The organism is Kitasatospora griseola (assembly GCF_014648555.1).
GTDB classification, from domain to species: domain Bacteria; phylum Actinomycetota; class Actinomycetes; order Streptomycetales; family Streptomycetaceae; genus Kitasatospora; species Kitasatospora griseola.
The window spans coordinates 824-1,078 of record NZ_BMRI01000024.1 but is presented as its reverse complement, the minus strand read 5'-3'; the positions used below and the strand labels follow the sequence as shown (position 1 = coordinate 1,078).

Below are 255 nucleotides of genomic sequence, written 5' to 3'. Positions count from 1 at the left end.
CGGCCCTCCAGCTCGGCCCACGGGCCGTAGACGTCGGGGCGGAGTTCGGCGAGGCGGGCCACGATCGTCTCCGACCACAGCTTCGGCTCGTCCGGGCCCATGACGGCGAGGACGTCGGCGAGCAGGTCGTGCGAGACGGCCGCGGCGGGGGCGGCGTCGGCGGTGCCGGCCGCGTAGCCGGTCAGCAGCCCGGCCTGCTCGCGGGCGCGGCGGCCGCGTGCGGCGATCGCTTCGGCCATGGGCGCGTCGGCGAAC

The 255-nt window shown here is 78.4% G+C and carries 1 pseudogene; it reads right to left on the bottom strand.

Features of this window, described 5'->3' with window-relative positions:
• Positions 1-255 (bottom strand): annotated as a pseudogene (locus IEZ12_RS39060) (cell division protein FtsK); the annotation flags it as partial.